This is a genomic window from Pseudomonas sp. 25 R 14 (assembly GCF_900004755.1).
Classification (GTDB): Bacteria; Pseudomonadota; Gammaproteobacteria; order Pseudomonadales; family Pseudomonadaceae; genus Aquipseudomonas; species Aquipseudomonas brenneri.
In genome coordinates this window covers 566-781 of record NZ_CVTS01000060.1, presented here as the reverse complement: position 1 = coordinate 781, position 216 = coordinate 566, and the positions used below count along the sequence as shown (strand labels likewise).

Annotated in this window: 1 protein-coding gene; it reads right to left on the bottom strand. The window is 55.1% G+C overall.

The features are described 5' to 3' along the window. Positions 1-216 (bottom strand): immunoglobulin-like domain-containing protein (locus BFQ03_RS31105; RefSeq protein WP_239695270.1); only part of this gene is annotated, 216 nt, incomplete at both ends.

The following is a 216-nucleotide window of genomic DNA, read 5'->3' as shown; positions in this document are numbered from 1 at the left end:
TATCAGTGACAATCGTGGTGACTTTGTCAGTACCTGGAACCAGGTTCTCGAAATGCTCGCCGCCAGTCACTTCCTTGATGCCGGTAGTAACAGTCTGGTCGCCTTTGTACACATCGTCCGGAGCCACAGCCGAAACAGTACCGCTCGACTGGTTCACGCCGATGGTGATGGTCTGGTTGTTATCCAGGGTCACCGTCAGTGGGCCAGTGGTGTTGG